Here is a 21,713-nt window from a genome sequence, read left to right as displayed (position 1 = left end):
GCAGAAGAGACTGCCCGTTCGGGAAACGGCACGGACCGAACCGCGCCGTCCCTCATTTTCAGCGCCGGGAATTCGCAGGCCCTGCCCGCGCCTTCCGGCCCGCGCATCAGCGAATGCGCGGCAGCTGTTCCCACTGGTGGTAGGGCGGCGGCGAAGACAGTTGCCATTCGAGCGTCGTCGCACCTTCACCCCAGGGGTTGTTGCCGGCGATCCGCTTCTTTGCGAAGGCTTCCCAGACGCAGAAGAGGAAGATCAGCACGCCGACGGCCGAGATGTAGGAACCGTAGGAGGATACCATGTTCCAGCCGGCATAGGCATCGGGATAATCGATGTAGCGGCGCGGCATGCCGGCAAGACCGAGGAAGTGCTGCGGGAAGAACACGAGGTTCACGCCCACGAACATGACCCAGAAATGAAGCTTGCCGAGGAATTCGCTATACATGTAGCCGGTGATCTTCGGGAACCAGTAATACCAGCCGGCAAAGATCGCGAAGACCGCGCCGAGCGACAGAACGTAGTGGAAGTGCGCCACCACGTAATAGGTGTCGTGCAGCGAACGGTCGAGACCGGCATTGGCGAGCTGGACGCCGGTGACGCCGCCGACCGTGAACAGGAAGATGAAGCCGATCGCCCAGACCATCGGGGTCGAGAAGGTCAGCGAACCGCCCCACATGGTCGCGATCCACGAGAAAATCTTGATACCCGTCGGCACCGCGATGACCATGGTGGCGAAGACGAAGTAACGCTGCGCTTCGAGCGACAGGCCGACCGTGTACATGTGGTGGGCCCAGACGATGAAGCCGACGGCGCCGATGGCGACCATGGCATAGGCCATGCCGAGGTAACCGAAGACCGGCTTCTTGGAGAAGGTGGAGACGATGTGGCTGATGATGCCGAAGCCCGGCAGGATCAGGATGTAGACTTCCGGATGGCCGAAGAACCAGAACAGGTGCTGGTAAAGGATCGGGTCACCGCCGCCTTCCGGCGAGAAGAATGCCGTGCCGAAGTTACGGTCGGTCAGAAGCATGGTGATGCCGCCCGCCAGAACCGGCAGCGACAGCAGCAGCAGGAACGCGGTGACGAGGACCGACCAGGCGAAGAGCGGCATCTTGTGCAGCGTCATGCCCGGGGCGCGCATGTTGAGGATGGTGGTGATGAAGTTGATCGCACCGAGGATCGACGACGCGCCCGAAACGTGCAGCGCGAAGATCGCCAGATCCACCGCCGGCCCCGGCATGCCGCTGGTCGATAGAGGCGGATACATGGTCCAGCCGCCACCGACACCGTAGGCGCCCGCAGGGCCCTCGACGAAGAGCGAGAGAATGAGAAGGATGAAAGCCGGAACGATCAGCCAGAAGGAGATGTTGTTCAGGCGCGGGAAAGCCATGTCCGGAGCGCCGATCATGATCGGGATCATCCAGTTGGCGAAACCGCCGATCAGCGCCGGCATGACCATGAAGAAGATCATGATCAGTGCGTGCGCGGTGGTGAACACGTTGAACATGTGCTTGCCGCCATCGATGGCGGCGTCACCCTCGAAGCCGTAAACCATGGACGCCAGACCGTGGAAAATCTGGATGCCCGGCTCCTGAAGCTCCATGCGCATGACGACGGAAAGCCCGCCGCCGACGATGCCGGCGATGATCGCGAAGATCAGGTAGAGCGTGCCGATGTCCTTGTGGTTGGTCGACAGGAACCAGCGGGCGAAGAAGCCCGGCGTATGGGAATGATGCGCATCATGCGAGTGATCGTGCCCATCATGTGCGGAATGACCATGCGAGTGATGATCGTCGTGTGCGGAAGGTCCAGCCATTGTCCTCACTCCAGAGTCAGTTGGTTTCGTTGGCGGCAACGTCGACGGTGCGCGGAGCGCCATCGACAGAGGCCATCAGCGCCCGGTTCGCGCCGCTAAGGTCAGAGGCGGCGGCGGTGAGCCAGGTGTTGTACTGCTGTTCGGAAACCACCCGAATGGCGATCGGCATGAAGGCATGGTCCTTGCCGCAAAGCTCGGAACACTGGCCGTAATAAAGGCCCTCTTTTTCCGCCTTGAACCAGGTTTCGTTCAGGCGGCCGGGAACGGCGTCGATCTTGACGCCGAAAGCCGGCATGGCGAAGGAATGGATTACATCCGTCGGCGCGGCGGTGACGAGCAGGCGAACGGTCTTGCCGACCGGAACGACCATTTCATTGTCTACCGCCAGAAGACGCGGATAGCGGGCCCTGTCTTCCTTGCCCGCGGCGGCGCGATCCTGGTCCTTCAGCATGTAGCTGTCGAAGGAAACCGGCTCGGCGCCTTCGGCGGCCGTATATTCATAGCTCCACAGCCATTGCGTGGCGGTCGCCTTCAGCGTCACGTCGGGGTTTTCCGGCTGCGTGAGCTGCGCGTTCAAGAGATTGAACGACGGGAAAGCAAGGAACAGGAGAATGAGAACCGGCGCCAGCGTCCAGACCACCTCGATTGCCGTGTTATGGCTGGTCTTGGAAGCCACCGGATTTTTCGCGGCGCGGAATTTCAGGGCGACGACGATGAGCAGCGCAAGAACGAAAAGCGTAACCGGAACAATGAACCAGAGCGTATATTGTTCAAACCAGCGTATTTCGTGCATGATCGGCGTGGCGGCCTCCTGCATGCCCATTTGCCAATGCACCGGCTGATCGGCGTGGGCGCCGACAGCCGTGAGCAGACAGGTCATCCCCGCCAGTGCTGCGTAAATCCTATTCGTCACGGTACCCTCTCCCTCACGCGTCTGATCTAGATCAATCACAGACGCAGAATCCATGCTTATGGTACTAACTTCAAACCACAGTTTGTCCTCTGCCGCAATATGCGTCGGGACACGGATGCGCCCCAATTTTGCCATTGGTCAATCCACGGCGACTTTCTCTCACCCCACGCCTCACCGGACCGGCCGAACGCGGTTTCAAACAGCCCAAATGCGACAAAGCCCCTTCTCACAGCCGGTTTTGCCGCCAGTTTCATCGCCGGATAATGAATGTCGCGCCGGGCAAATCAGACGCCCATACCGCAAGACAGGTCCTATTTCCGCCCAACTCCGCTGGAATTGAAGGCCTGAGGCTTTTTTTTCCGGATTATGGCGTCAAAATAGCCGCACTGATTCGAATCCCAGAGGTATCCATGCGTCTTTCCCCGCTCGCGCGCACTTTTCTTGCCGCCGCCGGTCTTGCCATCATCGCTCCCGCCGCTGCGGCGCTGGCGCAACAGCAGCCGCCCGGAACGCCGAAGTCGACGCACGGAGCATGGTCTGTCATCTGCGACAAGCCGGCGGGCGCGTCCGAAGAACAATGCGCACTGATGCAGAACGTGATCGCCGATGACCGCCCGGAAGTGGGGCTTTCGGTGGTGGTGCTGAAGACGGCCGACCGCAAGTCGCGCATCCTGCGCATCCTCGCGCCGCTCGGCGTGCTTTTGAAGGATGGCATGGAGCTTTATATCGACAATAATAATATCGGCCGCGCCTATTTCACCCGCTGCTTCTCCGAAGGCTGCTATGTGGAAGTGGATATCGACGACGAGCTGCTGAAGGTTCTGCGCGCCGGCAAGAATGCGGTTTTCGCGCTGCGCGAAGCCGTGGATCAGGATCGCGTCGGTATTCCGATCGAGCTTTCCGGCTTTGCCGAGGGCTACGACGCGCTTCCTTAAAGTCTGCCATTGCCGGACAGCCTTGCGTCCGTCCGCTCCAGTGCCTAAATCGGTCATTGAACGATAATGACTGGAGCCTCCCATGACCGACGATCTTGTAAAACTCTTCGATTGCGACGAAACGCAATTGCGCAAGCTCGTCGGCGAGGCGCTCGCCGGCGCTGACGATGGCGAGCTTTTCATCGAACATGCCCAGGCCGAATCGCTGACTTTCGATAATGGCCGGCTGAAGGGCGGTTCCTTCAACACCGATCAGGGTTTCGGCCTGCGCGCCGTCGCCGGCGAAACGGTGGGCTATGCCCATGCGGGCGAGCTGTCGCAGGGCGCGCTGAAACGTGCTTCCGATGCGGTGGGTGCGGTGACCAAAGGTTATTCCGGCTCCTATGCCGCAGCACCGCAGCGCACCAACAAGAAGCTCTACGGCGACGAGAACCCTATCGGCAGCCCGAGCTTCGAGGAGAAGGTGAAGCTCCTCACCGATATCGACGCCTATCTGCGCGATAAGGACGACAAGGTCCGGCAGGTGACGGCGACCATTTCCGCAAGCTGGCAGGTGGTGGACATCCTGCGGGCCGACGGCCATCGCGTCAGCGATATCCGGCCGATGACCCGCATCAATGTTTCCGTCGTGGCGGGCGAAGGCGACCGGCAGGAAAGCGGCTCCTACGGCATTGGCGGCCGCGTCGGCTTCAGCGATTTCATCACCACGGAAAACTGGCAGCACGGTGCGGATGAAGCGCTGCGCCAGGCGCTCGTCAACCTCACCGCCATCGACGCGCCGGCCGGCACCATGGATGTGGTGCTCGGTTCCGGCTGGCCGGGCGTGATGCTGCACGAGGCGGTGGGCCACGGTCTGGAAGGCGATTTCAACCGCAAGAAAACCTCGGCCTTCGCCGGCCTGATGGGCGAAATGGTCGCCGCCCCCGGCGTGACCGTGGTGGATGACGGCACCATCGACAGCCGCCGCGGCTCGCTGACGATCGACGATGAAGGTACGCCTTCCGGCTACAATGTGCTGATCGAGAACGGCAGGCTGGTCGGTTACATGCAGGACCGGCAGAACGCCCGGCTGATGGGCGCCAAGCCCACCGGCAACGGCCGCCGGCAGGGCTACGCCTATGTGCCGATGCCGCGCATGACCAATACCTACATGCTATCAGGCGACAAGACGTCGGAAGAGATCATCGCCTCCGTGAAGAAAGGCATCTATGCCGTTTCCTTCGGCGGCGGCCAGGTGGATATCACCTCCGGCAAATTCGTGTTCGGCTGCACCGAGGCTTACCTCATCGAGAACGGCAGGATCGGCGCGCCGGTAAAGGGCGCGATGCTGATTGGCAACGGGCCGGATGCGATGAAGCGCGTCTCGATGATCGGCAACGATTCCAAGCTCGATACCGGCATCGGCAATTGCGGCAAGGCCGGACAATGGGTGCCGGTCGGCGTCGGCCAGCCGCATCTGCGCATGGACCAGATCACCGTCGGCGGTACGAAGGCTTAGTTCCGCGGCACATGGCGCGGTCGCGGGAGACGTCGAACCTGCCGTGACAGTCCTCGCCCGCAGCGTCGCCATCCTGTCAGCCGAGAACCCCACACATGGCTGCCATGATGAGGTTTCCTCTGGCATGCGGCCGGTAAGACGGTAAGATCATCCCTCATGGCAGGCCCCTCCTCCCACCCCCGGGCCTGCGCGGCAAAGGAGACCATGACCATCATACGAAATGCCCTCGTTCCTGAACTTGCCGTCAGCGACTGGCAGAAAAGCCGCGCCTTTTATTGCGACCTGATCGGTTTTCATGTGGTCTATGAGCGCCCCGAGGAGGGTTTCACCTATCTGGCGCTGGGGGATGCCCAGCTGATGATCGACCAGATCGGCGCGACCCGGACATTCGTGACGGACAATGCCGCGCTCGAATTTCCGCTCGGCCGCGGCATGAACCTGCAGCTCGCCGTTCCCTCCCTGCAACCGATTCTCTCCCGGCTGGAGCGATCCTCGATCGAGCTCGTCATGCCGCTGGAGGAAAAATGGTACAGGCGCGGCACGGTCGAAGTGGGCAACCGGCAATTCATCGTCGCCGATCCGGACGGTTATCTGATCCGTCCGTTCGAGAGCCTCGGCGAACGCCCCTTCCGGTTCGGTTAAGCCATGCTGCCTTTTCTTCCGCAGGCTGTGGTTTTCGACATGGACGGATTGCTGATCGAGAGCGAGAGGCTCTATCGCGATTCATTTCTGGCGGCCTCGGATGAAGGCGGCCACGGAATGAAGGTCGAGACCTATCAGAAGGTCTGCGGCAGCCCGTGGGACGTCATCACCGGCACCATCTTTGCCGATTATGGCGCGGATTTTCCCATCGACAGCTTCCGCGACGCCTGGCTCCGGCATCTTGGTGTGATGATGGCTGAAGGAGTGGCGCTGAAGCCGGGCGTCATCGACATTCTCGATCTGCTCGACCGGCTCGATATCCGCCGCGCCATCGCCACCTCGTCGCGGCACGATTCGGTGACGCGCCATCTCGGGCCCCACGATCTTCTCAGACGTTTCGACACCATCGTCGCACGCGGCGACTATACCGAACCGAAACCCGCACCCATGCCCTATCTCACCGCAGCCCGACGGCTTTCGCTCGATCCGGGCCGCTGCCTTGCGCTGGAGGATTCCTATTCAGGCGTGCGCTCGGCGACATCGGCGGGCATGATGACGATCATGGTGCCGGACGTGGCGCCGCCGACCGAGGAAATGCGGGAGAAGTGCATTGCCGTTGCAAGCGACCTTCATGCGGTGGCAGGCCTTCTGCTGAGCGGCATCAAGAAAGGAAACTCAGTGAACTGATCCATGTTCCGAATCTAGGAGATGGATCATCCGCCTGAATTTGCCGTTAGTTAGATGAGACGTATCATATGAGAGGTCTTTCACGTTTCCTTTACACCAAATCATTTATACCGACGTGTTGAAGCCTTCTTAGACCTTCCAAAGCCGATATCCTTATCTCTGGATTTTCCTCTACGGCTCGTCCATACCAATATCTGGCTGCGTGCAAATCTCCGCTCTGCTCGTAGCACTCCCCAAGCTTTTCGCCTAAATATCCGCCATCGAGAGACGGATCTCCATCAGCCATAAACAAGTATATTTTTATCGCGTCCACAACGTTGCCAGTGTCAGTCAATTCTTTCGCACGCTGCTCCAGCCAGTTAAAATCAAACATTTGCTTTTCCGTGCATCACTTCATAGGCCATATAAAATTCATCTTTGTTTTAAAGCAAAGCAACTGGTTTCATATAAACGATCTGTAAGACAGCCGCCGCCGGAGATAAAGAAACCCCTATGGTCGACCTCCCTGCTCTCATCGCAACGCTGATACTGCTCGTCCTTTCTGCATTTCAGATTGCGCTTGCCGCAGGCGCGCCGCTCGGCCACTTTGCCTGGGGAGGGCATCATCGTGTCTTGCCTGTCAGACAAAGGACTGCAAGCGTCTCAGCCCTTGCGATATACGCCCTTGTCGTATCCTTTGTGGCGCAAAGCGCTGGTTGGACAACAATCTGGCCGGAAGGCTGGATCGAGCCCACTCTCTGGATCATCACATGCTATCTCGCCGTGAGCGTCGGATTGAATGCGATGTCGAAAAGCCGCGCAGAACGACTGGTGATGACACCGGTGGCTGCCGTGCTCACAGCTCTGTTCCTTACTCTGGTGCTTTCATAACGTGTCACGCCCCCGGCCTGAAACGCCACTTACGCTCGATCGCTCCTTCAATATCGAGACCGTTATAATGGGCCAGCAACAGCACATGGCCGAGCAGATCGGCGGTTTCGTCGGCTAGATCCCGCTTCATCTCCTCTTTGCTCCTGCCCTTGATGCGCCCCCGTCCTGTCAGCCGATTCCAGGCCTGTGTGACCTCGCCAACCTCTTCCTGAAGCTTCAGCATGTACCAGTCCGGGTCGCGGAATATTCCGTTTTCAGCGGCATATTTTTGCGAGGCCTCTTCAAACCGAGGCATCATGTCAGCAAACATTTGTTCATCCTTTGTTCATGCGCTACAACTCTAATCATGATTCTCTGACGGCGTCGACCCGTCAGGGCGTCACGCAGCCATGAACTGAAATTTCCGCGACATGTACATGCAAGCGGGATAGAGAAAAGATATTCGAACAACCGTGCCATCGCCCATGTCCCACCTCGATTTTTTCTCGTCCCTCATCACCGCGCATAGTCCGACGCTGCTCGCCATGTTTGCGGGCGCCGCCTTTCTGGCCGGCCTTGCCCGCGGCTTTTCCGGTTTCGGTGCGGCGCTCATCTTCATCCCGCTCGCAAGCGCCATCGTCGGGCCGCGTGTCGCCTCGGCAGTGCTGCTGGTGGTGGACGCCGTGCTGACGCTTGGCATGATACCGCCCGCATGGCGCATGGCGGACCGGCGCGAAGTCTTCATCATGGCGGCCGGCGCCTTTGTCGGCGTGCCGCTTGGAACCATGCTGCTTTCCAACGGCGATCCGCTGACGCTGCGCTGGATCATCTCCGCCGTGGTCGTGATGCTGCTGTTGTTTCTGCTTTCCGGCTGGCGTTACAGCGGTCGACCGAAGACGCCGCTGACCCTCTTTACCGGGTTTCTGGCCGGGCTGTTTTCGGGGGCTGCGCAACTGGGCGGTCCGCCGGTCGTCGCCTATTGGCTCGGCGGCGCCCTCAAAGGCGCCTTCGTGCGCGCCCATGTCATCTTATATTTCGCGATCTCGACCGTGATCTCCACCGGCAGCTATTTCGTCAGCGGCCTGTTCACCGCCGATGTCTTCGTCTTTTTCCTGCTCGCCCTGCCCTTTTACGGGGCCGGGCTTTATGCCGGCGCGCGACTGCACGGGCTTGCCGACGAGGCGGCGTTCCGGCGCATCTGCTATGGGCTGATCGCCATCTCCGCCGTCATCGGCCTGCCGCTGTTCGATTCGCTGCTGAAATAGGCAGGCCGTAAATGGCCTGCCCTGACCGCCCTTACGGATACATGCGGACCTTGGACCATGCACCGTCAGGCGTCTCGCGGCGGAATTCGATGCGGTCATGCAGGCGGAACTTGCGGTCGTGCCAGAATTCGATGCTGAGCGGCCGGATGCGGAAGCCTGACCAGTAGGACGGACGCGGAATATCGCCGATGGCATATCTGGCGGTATATTCCGCCACCGCCTTTTCCAGCGCGAAACGGCCTTCCAGCGGCCGAGACTGCTTGGAAGCCCAGGCGCCGATGCGGCTGCCGCGCGGACGCGAGGCGTAATAGGCATCCGCCTCCTCGTCGCTCACGATCTCCACCTCGCCGCGCAGGCGCACCTGTCGCCGCAGGCTTTTCCAGTGGAAACACATGGCCGCTTTTTTCTGGCCGAGGATCTCCTGGCCCTTCTGGCTTTCGAAATTCGTGTAGAAAACAAAGCCGCGGTCGTCGACGCCTTTCAGCAGCACCATGCGCACATTCGGCAGGCCATTTTCGTCCACGGTGGCAAGCGCTACCGCGTTCGGATCGTTGATTTCGGAAGCCGTTGCATCCTTCAGCCATTCGGCAAAAAGCGTGAACGGTTCATTTTCTTCCGTGAAGTCACTGGATGTTAACCCCGTTTCCGACATATTGACTAAAATGCTCCCGAGCTGATTTGGACCCCAGAGATGATCTCTGGTGAAAGATGGTGACCGTCATAGCAAAGTCGAACAGTCGAACAAAGAGCCTCCTTTCGTCGGTAGCGGAAGTTTCTGCCGTCGTGTCAATGCTTGTGGTGCTGAGCGGCTGCGTCAGCCTCGACCTGTTCGGCGGCGACAAGGTCGACCGCTCGCTTTCCACGGCCTCCATTCCCAACCAGCCGAACAATGCGCCGCAGACGGACGATGCGACGATCCGCAATGCGGTGACGTCGGCCGATCTCGCCAAGCTCGCCGACCAGCCGCTGCCCTGGGCCAATGCCGCCACCGGCAGCGCCGGCGTCGTCACCGCCATTCACGAAGACAAATCCAGCGGTTTCGTCTGCCGCGATTTCAGGACGACGCGCCACTCCTTCGAGGGCGTTGCGAGCTATTCGGGACAGGCCTGCCTGTCGGAAACCGGCGAATGGCTGCTGACCCGCTTCGAGCAGAAATAATCTGTTTACCCTTAAATATGGAATAGAGCCGGCCCGGGTGCGGCGCGCTTCCTCCGTAAAGGAGTGATTAGCAACTTATTGCAACAGTCGACGTTGATTAAACCGAGGGCGTGCAGGCGAATGATCGCGGGCATCCCTTTTCGGAGGGGTTAGTTTCAGGATTGCGCCATGAAGGGCGGCAGCGCCTGAGCCAACGTAACTGGTGTTTCGCATGCGCGATCCATATTCGATCCTCGGCGTAAAACGTGACGCCCGCCACGAGGAAATCAAGGCCGCCTGGCGCACGAAGGCGAAAACCGTCCATCCGGACGCCAATCGCGACGATCCCGACGCCTCGGCGCGATTCGCCGAGATCGGGCAGGCCTATGATCTTCTCAAAGACCCGAAAAAGCGCGATCTCTACGATCAGGCCCGCAGGGCGGCCGAAAAGAAACAGCGCGGCGAAACCATCATGCAGCAGCGGGAAGCCGCGCGCGAGGCCGCCGAGCGCGCCAAGGCCGCCGAAAAGCTGATGGAGGAACTGGCCCGTGCGGACGCCCGCAACCGGGCGCAGACCGGCCAGAAAACCGACGCCAAGGCGGAAACCGCCGAAGATATCGTCGAACGGATTTTTGGCGCGGAAGCACAGAACGATCCCAAGGTGCAGCAGGCGGCCGAAGCGGCAAAGGCTGCCGCGGGCACCGCAAAAAGCGATATTCCGGGTGCCGGCGAGACCGCGCAGCCCGGCGCCGCCGATGACAGGACAGCGCCCGCATCGCTCGCCGCCAATCTTTTCAGCGCTCTGGTGCGCCGTTTCCGCACGCCGCAGCCGGCTGCCGAAAAAGCGCCGGACATCACTGCGGAGGCCACCGTCACGGTCGCCGATCTGCTGGAGCACAAGTGGATTACCGTGTCGCTTGCCGACGAACGCGAGGTTCGCTTCCAGCTCGAAGCCGGCATGACCGACGGACATGTGGTGCGATTGAAGGGACAGGGGCTGAAGCTTCCCAACATGGCGCGCGGCGACCTTGCCGTGACATTGCTGACCGCCCGTGACGACGCCTTTTCCCTTCGTGGCTTCGATATTCACACGACGTTGCCGATATCGCTCAGCGACGCGGTTCTGGGGTGTGAAACGAAAGTCAGGACACCGCTCGGTGAGGAAAACATCACCATTCCGGCCTGGTCCGGCTCGGACCGTGCGCTGAGGCTTACCGGCAAGGGCCTCGCCGACGGCAAGGGCGGACAGGGCGATCTCGTCATCGAATTGCGCATCGTTCTCTTGGAAAAGCCGGATGAAAAGGTGACCGACCTGATGCGGCACATGCGCGAAGGCCTTTATTTGTGAAAGTTTTGCGAATAGCCGGGACAACGCACCCTTTGTTACGCTCCCTAACAGTTGATGATCTTTGGCAATCTTGAACAGGATTGCAGCCTATGCCATAGGCAGGACCGATCAAAAGTACTAGGGAGCATAAAATGGCTCAGGCATCCGGCCTCATGGCTGGCAAACGCGGCCTCATCATGGGTGTCGCCAATAATCGTTCCATCGCTTGGGGCATCGCCAAGGCCTGTGCCGACGCGGGCGCGGAAGTTGCGCTGACCTGGCAGGGCGACGCGCTGAAGAAGCGTGTCGAGCCGCTGGCGCAGGAACTGGGCGCCTTCATGGCCGGTCACTGCGATGTGACCGATCTCGAGACGATCGATGCGGTTTTTGCCGGGCTGGAAAAGCACTGGGGCAAGATCGACTTCGTCGTGCACGCCATCGCCTTTTCCGACAAGGACGAGCTGACCGGCCGTTACCTCGATACCAGCCGCGACAATTTCAACCGCACCATGGACATTTCCGTCTTCTCGCTGGCCGCCGTTGCCAAGCGTGCCGAGCCGGTCATGAACGACGGCGGCTCGATCATCACGCTGACCTATTACGGCGCCGAAAAGGTCATGCCGAACTATAACGTCATGGGCGTGGCCAAGGCTGCTCTCGAGGCCAGCGTGCGTTATCTCGCCGTCGACCTCGGCAATCGCGGCATCCGCGTCAACGCCGTTTCCGCCGGCCCGATCAAGACGCTTGCGGCCTCCGGCATCGGCGACTTCCGCTACATTCTGAAATGGAACGAATATAATGCGCCGCTGAAGCGCACCGTTTCCATCGAAGAAGTCGGCAAGTCGGCGCTGTACCTGCTGTCCGACCTTTCGACCGGCGTGACCGGCGAAATCCATCATGTCGATTCCGGTTACCACACCATCGGCATGAAGGCGGTGGATGCGCCTGACATTTCGGTGGTCAAGGACTAAGCCTGAAAAGTGTAAGAACGGGGTATCGCCTTGCTCGTCTATGTGATCCGGCACGGACAAACGGACTGGAATGCGATACGCCGGCTTCAGGGCCAGAAAGACATTCCGCTCAACGATTTCGGCCGCCAGCAGGCGGTCGGTAACGGCAAACTGCTTGCGCATCTGCTGGGAAAACAGGCCACGGATTTCGACTATGTGGCGAGCCCGCTCGGGCGCACGCGCGAGACCATGGAACTGATGCGCGGCGCGATGGGCCTCGATCCCAAGGCCTATCGTACCGACGATCGCCTGATCGAAGTTTCCTTCGGCGACTGGGAAGGGCAAACCCTGCCGGAGCTGAAAAAAGAGTTCCCGGACCGGGTGAAGGCGCGCAAGGCCAACAAGTGGGATTTCATTCCCCCCGGCCAGGATGCCGAAAGCTATGAAATCCTCTCCTGGCGCATCGGCGCATGGCTTTCCTCCGTCGAGGTTCCGACGATATGCGTCTGCCACGGCGGCGTCATCCGCTCGATCTTCCGGCTGGTCTCCGGCATGGACAAAGACGAGGCGTCAAGGACGCAAATTCCGCAGGACCGGATTTTGAAAGTCGAAATCGACAGGAACAGTGCGGACTGGGTTTCGTGAGGGATCATAGGGCATAACCCTCTGCGTCGTCCTACTCGAGCAGCCTGTATATTTAGCGCAAAGGCCGCCGCGTATTTCTTCTCCCCGCCGGGGAGAAGGTGGCCCGAAGGGTCGGATGAGGGGGCAACGCCAGCGATAGATCGCACCCTTGCCCCCTCATCCCGCTGCCGCGGACTTCTCCCCGACGGGGAGAAGAAACAAGAGGCATCCGCTCGTTTCACAACGGAGGTTTTCGCGTGAGGGGCTGGTGCTTACTGCACGACCTGAAGATCGTCGACCACGCGTTTCCCATCCACTTCCGTGTAGAAAACCACGACCTTCACGCCCGCTTTCAGACCTTCGAAATTGAACTCTTCCGGCACGCGATAGGTCTTGCCGTCGTTGAGCGTAATGCTCAGCCCATTCGCATCGATCTTGCTGATCGTGCCTTCCACGTCGACGCTCTGGGCGTAGCCGTTGATGGGCATCAGGAGGTTGGCGGTGGCCAGAAGGGCGGCAATCATCATACGCATCGATCTAGCTTTCGTGGATTTGCGTGAAAACCTTACATGCATGAAGAATTGCCTTTCGAATGTGGCGGAAATTGCCCGCAACCATGACATTTTCGGCCCAATTGATGAACGGATTTGGGATCGTGTTCAAGCCGTTAGTGATTTTTACACCGCATTTCCCGGCAATATTGGAAAACTCCGGATTAACGTGGAAAACGACGGCGCTTTTACATTTTCGTCATTTCGAAAAACGTCTCCGGCGGGCGCGAATCGCCCCGTTGCCCTCATCCCCGTGCTATCCCAGGAATGAGGGCACGGACATGCGCGTCTCCAGTCAGGACGCCGTGTCCTGCACTTATACCGCCGCAGCGAAAGAAAGGCTTTTGCCTTGCCCGGATTTTCCACTAAGACAAATCCGCTTGTTTTAAACGGCGCTCACCGCAGGCGCCCTGTTTTCCGGTTTTGAAAATATGTCGCATAACAGTTTCGGTCATCTTTTCCGCGTTACCACCTGGGGAGAAAGCCACGGGCCTGCACTTGGCTGCGTGGTGGATGGTTGCCCGCCCGGCATCCGCTTCACCCTTGCCGAGGTGCAGCACTGGATGGACAAACGCAAACCGGGCCAAAGCCGTTTCGTGACCCAGCGCCGCGAGGATGACATCGTCAAGGTTCTCTCCGGCGTGATGCTGGATGAGGACGGCGAGACGATGATAACCACCGGCACGCCGATTTCCATGCTGATCGAAAACACCGACCAGCGCTCCAAGGATTACGGCGAGATCGCCAAGCGTTTCCGCCCCGGCCATGCGGATTTCACCTATGACCTGAAATACGGTATTCGCGACTATCGCGGCGGCGGACGTTCTTCCGCGCGTGAGACGGCGGCGCGTGTCGCCGCCGGTGCAATCGCCCGCAAGGTGGTGCCGAGCCTCAATGTGCGCGGCGCGCTGGTGCAGATCGGCAAGCACAAAATCAACCGCAACAACTGGGATTGGGATCAGGTCGACCAGAACCCGTTCTTCTGCCCGGATGCGGCCATGGTGCCGGTGTGGGAAGAGTATCTCGACGGCATCCGCAAGGCGGGGTCCTCCATCGGGGCCGTCGTCGAAGTGGTGGCGGAAGGGGTTCCGGCCGGTATCGGCGCGCCGATCTATGCCAAGCTCGATCAGGATATCGCCTCCAGCCTGATGTCGATCAACGCCGTCAAGGGCGTGGAGATTGGCGAAGGTTTCGCCTCCGCCGAGCTTTCCGGCGAGGAAAATGCCGATGAGATGCGCATGGGCAATGATGGCAAGCCGATCTTCCTCTCCAACCATGCCGGCGGCATTCTGGGCGGCATCGCGACCGGCGAGCCTCTCATCGCCCGCTTCGCCATCAAGCCCACCTCCTCCATTCTGACGGAGCGTCTTTCCATCGATACCGATGGCAACAATGTGGATGTGCGCACCAAGGGCCGCCACGACCCCTGCGTCGGCATCCGCGCCGTGCCTATCGGCGAAGCGATGATCGCCTGCACCGTTGCCGACCATTATCTGAGGGATCGCGGCCAGACCGGCCGCCGGTAGAGAACCGAAAAGTGCGAAGCGGTTTTCGGAAAATCCGATACCGAAACAAAAACGGAGAGCAACGTGCCGTTGCTCTCAAATAAGGGATATCGCCATGGCCTATGACCAGAAACGCGTCGTGGACGCCATCCGCGCTTTCGAAGCCGGTGAAATCGTTGTCGTGACCGATGATGACGACCGTGAGAACGAAGGCGATCTGATCATTTCGGCGGTTCACTGCACACCGGAGAAAATGGCGCTGATCGTGCGCCACACCTCCGGCATCGTCTGTGCGCCCATGCCGCGCGAGGAAGCCAAGCGGCTGAACCTCAACGCCATGGTGGCGGAAAATGACAGCGCGCATACAACGGCCTTCACCGTCAGCGTCGATTTCAAGCACGGCACCACGACCGGCATTTCCGCCGACGACCGCACATTGACGGTGCGCAACCTTGCCAATCCCAATGTCGGCGCTTCCGATTTCACCCGGCCGGGCCACATCTTCCCGCTGATTTCCCGCGAGGGCGGCGTCTTGATGCGCTCCGGCCATACAGAAGCGGCGGTCGATCTCTGCCGGCTCGCCGGCCTTCCGCCCATCGGCGTCATCAGCGAGCTGGTGAATGACGACGGCACGGTGATGCGCGGACCGCAGGTGCTGGATTTCGCTGAAAAACACGGCATGAAGCACGTTTCGGTCGCCGATCTCATCGCCTATCGCCAGCGCAAGGAAACGCTGGTGGAGATGGAATCCTCCTTCACCATCGAAACGCCCTTCGGACCCGCCAAGGCGCAGACCTATTCCCTGCCCTGGGACCCGATGCAGCATATGGCGGTGATTTTCGGCGATATCAGAGACGGCATCGATATTCCCGTGCGCCTGCACCCGGAAAATGTCGCCGACGACGTGTTCGGCGACCGCCAGCCGGTGCGGCATTACATGCAGAAGATCGCCGAGGAAGGCCGAGGCGTCATCGTCTATCTGCGTGAAGGCTCGGTCGGCGTCGGCCAGGTGGCCGGACGTCGCAAGGCGCGTGATCCCGACGAGGCGCATGCGCAGGCCCGTTCGCGCGAAAACGAATGGCTGGAAATCGGCCTCGGCGCGCAGATTTTGAAGGACCTCGGCATCAGCTCCATCAAGCTGATGACCACGCGGGAGCGGCATTATGTCGGCCTTGAAGGGTTCGGCATCAAGATTTCGGCGACGGATATCGGCTGATTTAAGGCACTGAAAGTGCCGTCACCCCGGACCCGATCCGGGGTGCAGCACGATCAAGCCCTTGATCGTGAGAGACTCTTTCGCCGCACAGACGTGCGGCGGCTGGATGCCGGGTCATCCTCGGGCTTGTTCCGGGGACCGGCATGACGGAAGCAGACTTGGTGCGAATATGGCTCTAGTCCCGCCAACCCTCCAGATAGTTCACACTCTCAACCCCGGTAAACTTCGCCAGCCTCACCAGTTCCGCGTCGAGCTTCTCCAGCCGACCGGCCGAAGCACGCACGCCGGGCTCCAGCCACAGGCGGCGCACATCCAGCGTGCCGCGCTTGCGATCCGCCTTCATGTCGATGCGGCCGATCAGCCTGTCACCCTCCAGAAGCGGGAAGACATAATAGCCATATTGCCGTTTCGGCTCGGGCACGAAGACCTCGATGCGATAATAGAAGCCGAACAGCCGCTCCGTGCGGTTTCGGTCGCGCAGCAGCGGGTCGAAGGGGCTGAGAACACGGACGCGGGCGGAAGGTTCCGGCACGTCGGTCAGGTCGGCGGTGAAATCGGCAAAGGCAAAAGACGGGCGGGCATTGTCCCCGTCGCTGGAGAGAAGCGAAACCTCGCAGAGTTCATCGCGATGGTTCTTGACCCAATCCCTCGCCTCCTGCGGGGTGACGAGATCGAAAAAGGCGGCGATTTCACCGTGGGTGGCGAAACCCAGCCGTTTCAGCGCCTGCCGGCAGGCCCAGTCGACAAATTCGGCGTGTTCTACCTCGGTTTCATGATGCTCGCCGGGAATCACCCGTTCGGCGAGATCATAGACCTTCTGGAAGTTCACGCGGCCGGCAATCGCGAGCTTGCCGGTGTGCCAGAGATATTCGAGCGCGGTCTTGGAGGGATGCCAGTTCCACCAGCCGCCGGACTGGTGCCCCTCCTCCTTCAGCTCCCGCGCCAGAACCGGACCGGTGGCGGCAATGCGCTCCAGCGTTTCGCCGAAAGCCGCATCGAAGCCCTCGCCGTGCCATTTGCGCCAGCGCTCCTGAATGATCGGCTCGCGGCGGCGGAAACGGTGTTTCCAATAGGGATAAAACTCCGTCGGCAGGATAGAGGCGTCATGCGTCCAGTGTTCGAAAAGCGCCCGGTCCTTTTCCAAAAGCGTGGTCAGATGGCCGCGCCTGTAGGTCTGGTTGCGGGAGAAGATAATCTGGTGGTGGGCGCGCTCCACCGTGCCGATGCTGTCCACCTGCACGAAACCGATATCGGTGATGAGCTGCAGCAGGTCGCTCTTGGAAAGAGCCTTGCCGGGCGGAGAGGAAAGCCCCTGCCGCGCCAGAAAAATTCGTCTTGCCGCTTCGTTTGAAACCTTGATCACCATGGTGCAGAAGGTATGACGGCTTTTTCCGGATTGCAATGTTCTTTTTTTGTTCCTTGTTTCACTTCTGTTGATGACGGGGTATAGAACCGGAAAAGAGCGCGAGGATCTAAGCTTGGAAATCCGTTTTAACGCCGCCGGCGTCGCTTTCGAGGGCCGGCAGGCCCTGCAGCCGCTGTCTGTGACATTGACGGAACGGCGCATCGGCGTGATCGGCCTCAATGGCTCCGGCAAGACCACCTTTGCCCGGCTGATCAACGGGCTGAACAAACCGAGCGAGGGCAAGGTTTCGGTGAACGGTCTCGACACCGTGAGCGACGCCAAGGCGGTCTTGCAGGCGGTCGGCTTCATCTTCCAGAATCCGCAGAACCAGATCATCCTGCCAATCGTGCGCGACGATGTCGCCTTCGGTCTCAAGCGGCTCGGCCTCGGCAGGGCGGAAACCGACGCCAGGGTCAAAGCCGTCCTTGCCCGGCTCGGCATCGCTCACCTGGAAGATCGACGCGCGCACGAAATCTCGGGCGGCGAATTACAGCTTGCGGCGCTGGCGGCGCTTCTGGTCACCGAACCGCAAATCCTCATTCTCGATGAGCCGACCAACCAGCTCGATCTCAAAAACCGAGCCACCGTGGAAAAGACCATGGCGGCGCTGTCGCAGGCGCTGATCGTCATCACCCACGATCTGCCGCTGGTTGCGGGTTTCGACCGGGTGCTGGTTTTCCATGAGGGCGCGCTGGTGGCCGACGCCGCCCCCGAAGAAGCGGTAGCGCGCTATCTGGAGGTGGCATCGCGATGAAATCGCTGCATGTCGAAGGCACCGGCTGGCTCTACCGCGTCTCGCCGCGCCTCAAACTCCTGACGCTTATGGGTTTCAGCATCGTATTGTTCCTCACCCGCGATCTGCCGGTTCTCGCATGCGCGACGGTTCTGGCCGCCCTTATTCTGGGCGCTACCCGGCTGCCCTTCAAGGATATCGGCCTGCGGCTGCGGCCGGTGATGCTGACCATCTTCCTCGTCGCCGCCTTCAGCTATCTCCTGCTTCCGGCCCATGATGCCAGTGTCAATCTTTTGCGGCTGACGGCGCTGGCGCTGCTTGCCACCGCCGTCACCGTCACCGTCAGCATCTCGCAATTCATGGACGAGATCGCGCTTGCCGCCGCCCCGCTGGAAAGGCTGGGGCTGGTGAAGGCCGCCGATATCGGGCTTTCGGTCGGGCTCGTCGTGCGTTTCGTGCCTGAAATCGTCAACCGTTACCATGCGGTGCGCGATGCGCACCGGGCGCGCGGCCTGCCCGTGCGGATGGCCACCATCATCGTGCCGCTGGTGATTATGACGTTGAAGGATGCCGATGCCATTGCCGACGCCATTGACGCGCGCGGTTTCAGAGGCCAAAGCTGACGGCCAGATAACCATCCGGAGTTTCCGAGCCATGACGACCCGCGACCTTGTGCTGATTTCGCTGTTTTCCGCCATCATCATCGCACTCGGGCTTCTGCCGCCGATCACGCTCGGTTTCATCCCCGTGCCGATCACCGCGCAGTCGCTCGGCGTCATGCTGGCCGGTGTCGTGCTGGGCGCGAAACGCGGCACGCTCGCGGTTCTGCTGACGATCCTGATTGCCGCCATCGGCCTGCCGGTCCTGTCGGGCGGACGCGGTGGTCTTTCCATCTTCACCACGCCGACGACGGGCTTCCTGATCGGCTGGATCGCAGCTGTCTTCGTCACCGGCACGCTCTCGGAAAAACTCGTCAATCGCGGCCAGTCCGCTCTCACACAGGGCATCGGTTTCTTCGTCGCCAGCCTGATCGGCGGCGTGGTCGTGCTTTATGCTTTCGGCATCGCCTATCTGGCGCTGGTCGTCGGGCTTGGTTTCGAAAAGGCCTTCATGGGCTCGCTCGCCTTCATTCCGGGCGATGCGCTGAAGGCCGTGCTCGCGGCCCTTGCCGGCCGCGCCGTAATGGCCGGTTATCCGCTTCTGCCGCAGCGCGCCTGAACGGACTTTCTTCGGGAGGAAAAGAATGGCGACGCGTTTATACGAACATCCGATCTTCCTGGAGCATATCACGCCATCCGGCCACCCCGAGCGGCCGGACCGCCTGCGATCGCTGAACATCGCACTCGAACATCCGAATTTCGAGCGGCTGGAACGCAAAGAAGCCCCGCAGGCGAATGAGGATGCGGTGCTGCTGGCGCATCCGGAGGAGCATCTGCTTGCCATCATGCGGCAGATCCCCGAAGAGGATGGCGAGATCAACCGCGTCGAAGCCGACACCTACGTCTCGCCGAAAAGTCTGCAGGCGGCGCTGACCGGCATCGGTGCTGCCATGGCGGCGGTGGATGACGTGTTTACCGGCGCTGCCGACAATGTCTTCGTCGCTGCCCGCCCGCCCGGCCACCATGCGGAAACCGCAAAGGCCATGGGCTTCTGTCTTTTCAACAATGTGGCGATTGCCGCCCGCCATGCGCAGAAGGCGCACGGCGCGGAGCGCGTCGCCATCATCGACTGGGACGTGCATCACGGCAACGGCACGCAGGATATCTTCTGGAACGACACATCCGTGCTGTTCTGTTCCACCCACCAGATGCCGCTTTACCCGTGGAGCGGCGACAAAAACGAAACCGGCGTGAAGAACAATATCGTCAACGCGCCGCTTTCGCCCAACACCGGCAGCGAATATTTCCGCGAGGCCTTCAAATCCCGCGTGTTGCCGGCGATTGCCGATTTTTCGCCCGATCTCATCCTCATCTCCGCCGGTTTCGACGCGCATCACCGCGATCCGCTGGCGCAGATCAATCTGGTGGGCGAAGATTTCGACTGGGCAACCGGCCGGCTTCTGGAAATGGCCGATAAATACACATCGAACCGGGTCGTCAGCCTGCTGGAAGGCGGTTATGATCTGGAAGGGCTGGCGGAATCGGCAGCCATGCATATTTTGAGAATGATGAAGGGTTGAACATGACGGAAAATGCCAACACAGCCGATGTCAGCGGTTATTCCTTCGAAAAAGCCGTCGCCGAGCTGGAAAGCATTGTCGCTCGCCTGGAACGCGGAGACGTGGCGCTGGACGAATCCATCGCCATCTATGAGCGCGGCGAAGCCCTGAAGAAGCATTGCGAAACGCTGTTGAACGCTGCCGAAAAGCGAATCGAGAAAATTCGCCTCGACCGTGCGGGCAAGCCGCAGGGTGTGGAGCCGCTGGACGGGGAGTGATTTTCTCCCTCCTCATTCCTGTGCTTGTCACAGGAATCTAGCCAGACCAAGTCCTTGGGCTGAAAAGACTCTTATCGCCGCGCAGACGCGCGTCGGCTGGATTCCTGTGACAAGCACAGGAATGAGGGAGGCTGTAGGTCAAGCCGCGTTCAATTCTCTCCCGCGCATCCGGTGACAATGCACAAACACAGCGTTCGACATCCCGATACTCCCCCTCTCCGTCCGTTATGCTAAACTCCCGCCAGACGATACGAGGAGCTTGCGATGTCCTTTTTTCCCGGTAACGATCCCGTCGCGGGTGATGCTTTTGCCTGCGACGCCATCGAGAACCTCATCATTCCACGCACGAGCGACATTGGCGGCTTTGCCGTGCGCCGTGCGTTGCCGACCCGGCAGCGGCGTCTCGTCGGCCCCTTCATCTTTTTCGACCGCATGGGCCCGGCGATCCTGAAGGCCGGTGAGGCGCTCGACGTCAAACCGCATCCCCATATCGGGCTTTCCACCGTCACCTATCTGTTCGACGGCGAAATCAAGCATCGCGACAGCCTTGGCACCGAGCTTGTCATCCGCCCCGGCGACATCAACCTGATGACGGCCGGGCGTGGCATCGTGCATTCGGAACGCACGCCGGAAAACCTGCGTGGCCACCCGCTTTCCATGTCCGGCCTGCAGACCTGGCTTGCCCTGCCGGAGCATATGGAAGAAATCGACCCCGCCTTTGCCCATACTGCGAAGGAAGACATGCCGCTGATCGATATCAAGGGCGCTTCCGGCCGCGTTGTGATCGGCGAATTCGAGGGTCTCACCTCCCCCGTTTCGGCCTTTACCGATACGCTCTATGTCGACCTGACGCTGGAGCCGGGGATAAAATTTCCCTTCTCCGCCGATCACGAGGAGCGGGCGATCTATATTCTGTCCGGCTCGCTCGATGTGGCGGGCGATATCTTCGCCGCCGACCAGTTGCTCGTTTTCCGGCCGGGCGACGACATCACGCTGCAGGCCGGCAGCAATGGCTGTCACATCATGATCTTCGGCGGGGCGGCGCTCAATCAGCGCCGCTACATCTGGTGGAACTTCGTTTCGTCATCAAAAGAACGCATAGAGCAGGCCAAACAGGAGTGGAGAACCGGACGCTTCGATATCGTTCCCGGCGACGAAGAAGAGTTTGTCCCTTTGCCGGAAGGTTGAAATTCTATAGAAGTGTACGACATGCAGGAATGGACCGTC

General features: G+C 60.5%; 26 protein-coding genes. 19 read left to right on the top strand and 7 right to left on the bottom strand.

Features of this window, described 5'->3' with window-relative positions:
• Window positions 1-106 precede the first annotated feature (106 nt).
• Both ctaD and coxB read right to left on the bottom strand, forming a co-directional pair.
• A complete protein-coding gene (ctaD, locus tag CFBP4996_RS02170) occupies window positions 107-1,813 on the bottom strand; it encodes a cytochrome c oxidase subunit I (protein WP_020809078.1) in 1,707 nt (568 codons plus the stop codon).
• Window positions 1,814-1,829: 16 nt separating this feature from the next.
• Complete coding sequence (coxB, locus tag CFBP4996_RS02165; protein ID WP_003521102.1) at window positions 1,830-2,693, bottom strand: cytochrome c oxidase subunit II; 864 nt, start codon at window positions 2,691-2,693, stop codon at window positions 1,830-1,832.
• Between the two features lie 443 nt (window positions 2,694-3,136).
• Here coxB and CFBP4996_RS02160 point away from each other — a divergent pair, with 443 nt between their 5' ends.
• The 4 genes from CFBP4996_RS02160 to CFBP4996_RS02145 all read left to right on the top strand — a co-directional run bounded on the left by CFBP4996_RS02160 (window position 3,137) and on the right by CFBP4996_RS02145 (window position 6,488).
• The gene (locus CFBP4996_RS02160) at window positions 3,137-3,661 is read left to right on the top strand and encodes an invasion associated locus B family protein (protein WP_003521101.1); all 525 of its coding nucleotides are present in this window, start codon (window positions 3,137-3,139) and stop codon (window positions 3,659-3,661) included.
• 82 nt (window positions 3,662-3,743) lie between these two features.
• Window positions 3,744-5,159: a metalloprotease TldD gene (gene tldD, locus CFBP4996_RS02155; protein WP_080852556.1), complete on the top strand. Its 1,416-nt coding sequence runs from the start codon at window positions 3,744-3,746 to the stop codon at window positions 5,157-5,159.
• 204 nt (window positions 5,160-5,363) lie between these two features.
• Window positions 5,364-5,801 (top strand): bleomycin resistance protein, encoded by a 438-nt coding sequence (locus CFBP4996_RS02150; RefSeq protein WP_080852557.1) that lies wholly within the window; start codon window positions 5,364-5,366, stop codon window positions 5,799-5,801.
• A 3-nt stretch (window positions 5,802-5,804) separates the two neighbouring features.
• Window positions 5,805-6,488, top strand: a complete 684-nt coding sequence (locus CFBP4996_RS02145) for an HAD family hydrolase (RefSeq protein WP_080852558.1) — start codon at window positions 5,805-5,807, stop codon at window positions 6,486-6,488.
• 91 nt (window positions 6,489-6,579) lie between these two features.
• On the opposite strand, the gene CFBP4996_RS02140 is transcribed toward CFBP4996_RS02145, so the two are convergent.
• A complete protein-coding gene (locus tag CFBP4996_RS02140) occupies window positions 6,580-6,861 on the bottom strand; it encodes a tetratricopeptide repeat protein (RefSeq protein WP_080852559.1) in 282 nt (93 codons plus the stop codon).
• Between the two features lie 119 nt (window positions 6,862-6,980).
• On the opposite strand from CFBP4996_RS02140, the gene CFBP4996_RS02135 reads away from it, so the two are divergent.
• The gene (locus CFBP4996_RS02135) at window positions 6,981-7,358 is read left to right on the top strand and encodes a hypothetical protein (RefSeq protein ID WP_080852560.1); all 378 of its coding nucleotides are present in this window, start codon (window positions 6,981-6,983) and stop codon (window positions 7,356-7,358) included.
• A gap of 4 nt (window positions 7,359-7,362) precedes the next feature.
• On the opposite strand, the gene CFBP4996_RS02130 is transcribed toward CFBP4996_RS02135, so the two are convergent.
• On the bottom strand, window positions 7,363-7,668 hold the full coding sequence (locus CFBP4996_RS02130; RefSeq protein ID WP_060722994.1) for a pyrophosphohydrolase domain-containing protein: 306 nt from the start codon (window positions 7,666-7,668) through the stop codon (window positions 7,363-7,365).
• Between the two features lie 154 nt (window positions 7,669-7,822).
• Here CFBP4996_RS02130 and CFBP4996_RS02125 point away from each other — a divergent pair, with 154 nt between their 5' ends.
• Entirely contained in the window at window positions 7,823-8,602 is a 780-nt protein-coding gene (locus CFBP4996_RS02125; RefSeq protein ID WP_162935920.1) for a sulfite exporter TauE/SafE family protein, read from the top strand.
• Window positions 8,603-8,633: 31 nt separating this feature from the next.
• Here the strand turns inward: CFBP4996_RS02125 and pdxH are convergent, their stop codons facing one another.
• Complete coding sequence (gene pdxH / locus CFBP4996_RS02120) at window positions 8,634-9,254, bottom strand: pyridoxamine 5'-phosphate oxidase (RefSeq protein ID WP_080852561.1); 621 nt, start codon at window positions 9,252-9,254, stop codon at window positions 8,634-8,636.
• Between the two features lie 56 nt (window positions 9,255-9,310).
• Here pdxH and CFBP4996_RS02115 point away from each other — a divergent pair, with 56 nt between their 5' ends.
• From CFBP4996_RS02115 to CFBP4996_RS02100, 4 genes are all read left to right on the top strand, one after another.
• The gene (locus CFBP4996_RS02115) at window positions 9,311-9,760 is read left to right on the top strand and encodes an RT0821/Lpp0805 family surface protein (RefSeq protein ID WP_059760835.1); all 450 of its coding nucleotides are present in this window, start codon (window positions 9,311-9,313) and stop codon (window positions 9,758-9,760) included.
• Window positions 9,761-9,971: 211 nt separating this feature from the next.
• Window positions 9,972-11,087 (top strand): DnaJ C-terminal domain-containing protein, encoded by a 1,116-nt coding sequence (locus CFBP4996_RS02110; RefSeq protein WP_080853235.1) that lies wholly within the window; start codon window positions 9,972-9,974, stop codon window positions 11,085-11,087.
• A gap of 131 nt (window positions 11,088-11,218) precedes the next feature.
• The gene (fabI, locus tag CFBP4996_RS02105) at window positions 11,219-12,037 is read left to right on the top strand and encodes an enoyl-ACP reductase FabI (protein WP_003521090.1); all 819 of its coding nucleotides are present in this window, start codon (window positions 11,219-11,221) and stop codon (window positions 12,035-12,037) included.
• Window positions 12,038-12,067: 30 nt separating this feature from the next.
• A complete protein-coding gene (locus tag CFBP4996_RS02100; protein ID WP_080852562.1) occupies window positions 12,068-12,661 on the top strand; it encodes a histidine phosphatase family protein in 594 nt (197 codons plus the stop codon).
• Between the two features lie 251 nt (window positions 12,662-12,912).
• On the opposite strand, the gene CFBP4996_RS02095 is transcribed toward CFBP4996_RS02100, so the two are convergent.
• Window positions 12,913-13,173 (bottom strand): DUF1344 domain-containing protein, encoded by a 261-nt coding sequence (locus CFBP4996_RS02095; protein WP_003521088.1) that lies wholly within the window; start codon window positions 13,171-13,173, stop codon window positions 12,913-12,915.
• Window positions 13,174-13,213: 40 nt separating this feature from the next.
• On the opposite strand from CFBP4996_RS02095, the gene CFBP4996_RS02090 reads away from it, so the two are divergent.
• The 3 genes from CFBP4996_RS02090 (at window position 13,214) to ribB (ending at window position 15,912) form a co-directional block, all read left to right on the top strand.
• The gene (locus CFBP4996_RS02090) at window positions 13,214-13,462 is read left to right on the top strand and encodes a hypothetical protein (RefSeq protein ID WP_162935803.1); all 249 of its coding nucleotides are present in this window, start codon (window positions 13,214-13,216) and stop codon (window positions 13,460-13,462) included.
• A gap of 160 nt (window positions 13,463-13,622) precedes the next feature.
• Entirely contained in the window at window positions 13,623-14,717 is a 1,095-nt protein-coding gene (gene aroC, locus CFBP4996_RS02085; protein ID WP_080852563.1) for a chorismate synthase, read from the top strand.
• Between the two features lie 94 nt (window positions 14,718-14,811).
• The gene (gene ribB / locus CFBP4996_RS02080) at window positions 14,812-15,912 is read left to right on the top strand and encodes a 3,4-dihydroxy-2-butanone-4-phosphate synthase (RefSeq protein ID WP_003521085.1); all 1,101 of its coding nucleotides are present in this window, start codon (window positions 14,812-14,814) and stop codon (window positions 15,910-15,912) included.
• A gap of 175 nt (window positions 15,913-16,087) precedes the next feature.
• Here ribB and CFBP4996_RS02075 read toward each other — a convergent pair whose 3' ends face one another.
• Window positions 16,088-17,278, bottom strand: coding sequence for a winged helix-turn-helix domain-containing protein (locus CFBP4996_RS02075; protein ID WP_080852564.1), 1,191 nt, complete (start codon window positions 17,276-17,278; stop codon window positions 16,088-16,090).
• A 112-nt stretch (window positions 17,279-17,390) separates the two neighbouring features.
• Here CFBP4996_RS02075 and CFBP4996_RS02070 point away from each other — a divergent pair, with 112 nt between their 5' ends.
• The 6 genes from CFBP4996_RS02070 to CFBP4996_RS02045 all read left to right on the top strand — a co-directional run bounded on the left by CFBP4996_RS02070 (window position 17,391) and on the right by CFBP4996_RS02045 (window position 21,674).
• A complete protein-coding gene (locus CFBP4996_RS02070) occupies window positions 17,391-18,071 on the top strand; it encodes an energy-coupling factor ABC transporter ATP-binding protein (RefSeq protein ID WP_080852565.1) in 681 nt (226 codons plus the stop codon).
• Window positions 18,068-18,673 carry a CbiQ family ECF transporter T component gene (locus tag CFBP4996_RS02065; protein WP_080852566.1) on the top strand — a complete coding sequence of 202 codons (606 nt, stop codon included), beginning with the start codon at window positions 18,068-18,070 and terminating at the stop codon, window positions 18,671-18,673. Before CFBP4996_RS02070 ends, CFBP4996_RS02065 begins: the two co-directional genes overlap by 4 nt.
• A 31-nt stretch (window positions 18,674-18,704) precedes the next feature.
• On the top strand, window positions 18,705-19,268 hold the full coding sequence (locus tag CFBP4996_RS02060) for a biotin transporter BioY (RefSeq protein ID WP_080852567.1): 564 nt from the start codon (window positions 18,705-18,707) through the stop codon (window positions 19,266-19,268).
• Window positions 19,269-19,293: 25 nt separating this feature from the next.
• The gene (locus tag CFBP4996_RS02055; protein WP_080852568.1) at window positions 19,294-20,229 is read left to right on the top strand and encodes a histone deacetylase family protein; all 936 of its coding nucleotides are present in this window, start codon (window positions 19,294-19,296) and stop codon (window positions 20,227-20,229) included.
• Window positions 20,230-20,231: 2 nt separating this feature from the next.
• Window positions 20,232-20,486 carry an exodeoxyribonuclease VII small subunit gene (locus CFBP4996_RS02050; RefSeq protein WP_003503059.1) on the top strand — a complete coding sequence of 85 codons (255 nt, stop codon included), beginning with the start codon at window positions 20,232-20,234 and terminating at the stop codon, window positions 20,484-20,486.
• A gap of 264 nt (window positions 20,487-20,750) precedes the next feature.
• Window positions 20,751-21,674: a pirin family protein gene (locus CFBP4996_RS02045; protein WP_080852569.1), complete on the top strand. Its 924-nt coding sequence runs from the start codon at window positions 20,751-20,753 to the stop codon at window positions 21,672-21,674.
• The last annotated feature ends 39 nt before the right edge of the window (window positions 21,675-21,713 follow it).

Origin of the sequence: Agrobacterium leguminum (genome assembly GCF_005144435.2) — a bacterium.
Classification (GTDB): Bacteria; Pseudomonadota; Alphaproteobacteria; order Rhizobiales; family Rhizobiaceae; genus Agrobacterium; species Agrobacterium leguminum.
The sequence above is the reverse complement of the archived record's forward strand: the minus strand, read 5'-3'. Positions and strand labels throughout refer to the sequence as shown.

Coding starts and splice junctions, on each gene's coding strand:
- ribB (WP_003521085.1), top strand. CDS start 14,812: ATGGCCTATGACCAGAAACGCGTCGTGGACGCCATCCGCGCTTTCGAA.
- CFBP4996_RS02050 (WP_003503059.1), top strand. CDS start 20,232: ATGACGGAAAATGCCAACACAGCCGATGTCAGCGGTTATTCCTTCGAA.
- CFBP4996_RS02145 (WP_080852558.1), top strand. CDS start 5,805: ATGCTGCCTTTTCTTCCGCAGGCTGTGGTTTTCGACATGGACGGATTG.
- pdxH (WP_080852561.1), bottom strand. CDS start 9,254: ATGTCGGAAACGGGGTTAACATCCAGTGACTTCACGGAAGAAAATGAA.
- CFBP4996_RS02140 (WP_080852559.1), bottom strand. CDS start 6,861: ATGTTTGATTTTAACTGGCTGGAGCAGCGTGCGAAAGAATTGACTGAC.
- coxB (WP_003521102.1), bottom strand. CDS start 2,693: ATGACCTGTCTGCTCACGGCTGTCGGCGCCCACGCCGATCAGCCGGTG.
- fabI (WP_003521090.1), top strand. CDS start 11,219: ATGGCTCAGGCATCCGGCCTCATGGCTGGCAAACGCGGCCTCATCATG.
- CFBP4996_RS02095 (WP_003521088.1), bottom strand. CDS start 13,173: ATGCGTATGATGATTGCCGCCCTTCTGGCCACCGCCAACCTCCTGATG.
- CFBP4996_RS02055 (WP_080852568.1), top strand. CDS start 19,294: ATGGCGACGCGTTTATACGAACATCCGATCTTCCTGGAGCATATCACG.
- CFBP4996_RS02045 (WP_080852569.1), top strand. CDS start 20,751: ATGTCCTTTTTTCCCGGTAACGATCCCGTCGCGGGTGATGCTTTTGCC.
- CFBP4996_RS02160 (WP_003521101.1), top strand. CDS start 3,137: ATGCGTCTTTCCCCGCTCGCGCGCACTTTTCTTGCCGCCGCCGGTCTT.
- tldD (WP_080852556.1), top strand. CDS start 3,744: ATGACCGACGATCTTGTAAAACTCTTCGATTGCGACGAAACGCAATTG.
- CFBP4996_RS02135 (WP_080852560.1), top strand. CDS start 6,981: ATGGTCGACCTCCCTGCTCTCATCGCAACGCTGATACTGCTCGTCCTT.
- CFBP4996_RS02075 (WP_080852564.1), bottom strand. CDS start 17,278: ATGGTGATCAAGGTTTCAAACGAAGCGGCAAGACGAATTTTTCTGGCG.
- aroC (WP_080852563.1), top strand. CDS start 13,623: ATGTCGCATAACAGTTTCGGTCATCTTTTCCGCGTTACCACCTGGGGA.
- CFBP4996_RS02090 (WP_162935803.1), top strand. CDS start 13,214: ATGAAGAATTGCCTTTCGAATGTGGCGGAAATTGCCCGCAACCATGAC.
- CFBP4996_RS02115 (WP_059760835.1), top strand. CDS start 9,311: ATGGTGACCGTCATAGCAAAGTCGAACAGTCGAACAAAGAGCCTCCTT.
- CFBP4996_RS02130 (WP_060722994.1), bottom strand. CDS start 7,668: ATGTTTGCTGACATGATGCCTCGGTTTGAAGAGGCCTCGCAAAAATAT.
- CFBP4996_RS02060 (WP_080852567.1), top strand. CDS start 18,705: ATGACGACCCGCGACCTTGTGCTGATTTCGCTGTTTTCCGCCATCATC.
- CFBP4996_RS02125 (WP_162935920.1), top strand. CDS start 7,823: ATGTCCCACCTCGATTTTTTCTCGTCCCTCATCACCGCGCATAGTCCG.
- ctaD (WP_020809078.1), bottom strand. CDS start 1,813: ATGGCTGGACCTTCCGCACACGACGATCATCACTCGCATGGTCATTCC.
- CFBP4996_RS02065 (WP_080852566.1), top strand. CDS start 18,068: ATGAAATCGCTGCATGTCGAAGGCACCGGCTGGCTCTACCGCGTCTCG.
- CFBP4996_RS02110 (WP_080853235.1), top strand. CDS start 9,972: ATGCGCGATCCATATTCGATCCTCGGCGTAAAACGTGACGCCCGCCAC.
- CFBP4996_RS02150 (WP_080852557.1), top strand. CDS start 5,364: ATGACCATCATACGAAATGCCCTCGTTCCTGAACTTGCCGTCAGCGAC.